1 pseudogene is annotated in these 1,536 nt (G+C 45.7%); it reads left to right on the top strand.

Annotation, left to right across the window (positions count from 1 at the left end):
- Nucleotides 1-1,536, top strand: a pseudogene (locus tag R8269_RS24110) (response regulator); the annotation flags it as partial.

Raw genomic sequence — 1,536 nt, 5'->3', positions numbered from 1 at the left:
GATCATGAACTTCATGTCCAATGCCGTTAAATTTACGGAACGAGGCAGTGTAGAGCTTTCGATTACCACGCTTGAAAGTAATGAATCGGAAGCCGTCATCGAGTTTTCCGTGCAAGACTCAGGCATCGGCATCGATGAGCAGCAACAGAAACGAATCTTCGCACCATTCGCTCAGGAGGACGATTCCACCACCCGCCAATTTGGAGGTACAGGTTTAGGCCTTGCCATCAGTACGCAACTTGTCGAACTCATGGGCGGAAGCATACAACTTGAATCTGAAAAAGGCCACGGAAGCCGTTTCTACTTCCAACTCACAGCGCCGATTTCTCAAGCCCATTTTCGTGCTAGACATACCGTGAATAACCAAATCTGGCTCGTCTGTGACGACAGTGACCTAGAAACAAAACTGCGCAATGAGTTAAGCTTCTATCAAATTCAAGTGCATCAATCTGTTCATGATCTTAGTGCTCTTCCAACATAGATTAACGACAAAGAACGCATCATCATTCTTTATGTTGAAACGACACCAGATGCCGCAGTGAAGAACACAGATTTGATGCGAAATTTGGAACATCAACATGTGCAAGTTTGCCTAATCAAACATCTACACAGCCAACAGCTTGATTTCGGTCACCGTGTCGCAGCGATCATTACTCAACCTTTGCTAGGACAACGTCTACTCAAAGCGCTTGAAAGCTGTGCTGAACGATTTACTCAATCTATTTCCGTCGTTCAGCCTGCAACCCGACTTGAAACATTACCCAAAGTGCTCGTTGTAGACGACAATACTGTGAACCAAAAAATTGCTGGGTTGCATGTCACCAAAGCAGGTTTTAGTTTTGATGTCGCTGCGAATGGTGAGGAAGCGGTCGACATGTTCAGAACATCCCAATACTGTCTAATTTTGATGGACTGCATGATGCCGGTGATGGATGGGTTTGAGGCAACTAAACAAATCCGACAAATAGAGCAGAAAGAAAATCGAACGTTCCGCATTCCTATCATCGCGTTAACAGCAAGCGTTGTTGATGACGATATTCAAAAGTGTTTTGACGTCGGCATGGACGACTACGTACCAAAACCGTTTAAGGCGGATTTGCTCAAAGAGAAACTTGATAAAGCCGTTGGGTTGCGACTTCCCGTAACTGCATCGACAAAGCTCAACCAATCAAGCTTGCCCGCTTTTGAAGAACCCGAATTTAAACAACGCGTTGGTGAGACGTTAAGTGCTGCGCCAATGCGACGTGAACGGATTTTATTGGTGGAAGATAACCGAGTGAATCAAAAAGTTGCTTCTTTACTGTTAAGCAAGGCTGGCTATCAATTTGAAGTCGCGGAAAATGGCCAGATCGCAGTGGAGATGTTCCAGCGCGATGGTGGCTTCGACATCATTTTAATGGATTGCATGATGCCGGTGATGGATGGTTTCGAAGCAACGAAACAGATCCGCGCTTATGAAGCAAGCTTAGGACTCGAAAAAACGCCGATCATCGCGCTAACAGCCAGTGTGGTCGACGACGATATTCAACGCTGTTT

The sequence above is a fragment of the Vibrio sp. Vb0667 genome (genome assembly GCF_033391095.1).
This window is presented reverse-complemented; position numbering and strand designations above follow the sequence as displayed.